A 908-nucleotide genomic window follows, 5' to 3' on the forward strand; every position below is an offset into this window, starting at 1 on the left:
GATGACGCAGTACACGTTCTTTTCGGTGGGCAACGGCACCGGGCCGACGACGCGTGCACCCGTACGGGTCACGGTCTCCACGATCTTGCGCGCCGAAGCGTCGATCGCCTCGTGGTCGTAGGCCTTGAGCCTGATGCGGATCTTTTGTCCCGCCACGCTGTGTCCTCTTCCGTCAGTTGTTCTCGACAGACAAACACCGCGCACCTGGGGCCGACACCGGTCGGCGGGCACATAGATCTCCGCGTGAGTCGGGGATCGACGCTGTTCATCTGTCGTTGTACGTTGGCTCGTCGCTGGTACGAGCCGGTGTGCTCCGGCACCCGCGGTCGGGCGTGTCGTGTCCGTGAACCGGATTCGGCGCACGCGTTACTCGCCCTTGGTCCCGAACTCGGGGGCCTTGGGAGTCATTCACCCGATCGGGGCCGCAGTGAAACCACGTCCGCCGGTCAAGGCAACCCGACAAGTATGCACCAGGTCGGGGCCTCGATTCAAATCCAGGTCGGGGCCGGCGGATTTTCTCGCTGAGAACATGCGACGATACCCACCTACTTCTCACCGACCGAATGGGAAACCGTGGACATCAGGCTCGACGACCCGACCGCCCCCTACGTCGCCGACCTCCTCGAACATCATCTCCGTGAGCTGCAGTCGGTGATGTCGGAGTACGCCTTCGCCCTCGACGCCTCCGGCCTGTCGGCTCCCGGCGTCAGCTTCTGGACAGCATGGACCGGTGAACCGGACGACCAACAACTCGCCGGGTTCGTCGCCCTCAAAGAACTGGACTCGACGCACGGCGAGGTGAAATCGATGCGCGCCGCTCCCTCGGCGCGCGGTACCGGCGTCGGCCGCGCGCTGCTGACTCACGTCGTCGACGAGGCCCGTCGACGCGGGTACCGGCGGGGGGGCCT

2 protein-coding genes are annotated in these 908 nt (G+C 65.5%); one reads left to right on the top strand and one right to left on the bottom strand.

The features are described 5' to 3' along the window. The coding region (locus B3T59_RS21355; RefSeq protein WP_287005086.1) for a 30S ribosomal protein S10 at positions 1-156 on the bottom strand (156 nt) is incomplete at its 3' end. Positions 157-573: 417 nt separating this feature from the next. Here B3T59_RS21355 and B3T59_RS21360 point away from each other — a divergent pair. Further along, positions 574-908: GNAT family N-acetyltransferase (locus B3T59_RS21360; protein WP_287005071.1), on the top strand; the 335-nt coding region annotated here is incomplete at its 3' end.

Origin of the sequence: Gordonia sp. UBA7860, assembly GCF_002500165.1 — a bacterium.
GTDB lineage: Bacteria > Actinomycetota > Actinomycetes > Mycobacteriales > Mycobacteriaceae > Gordonia > Gordonia sputi.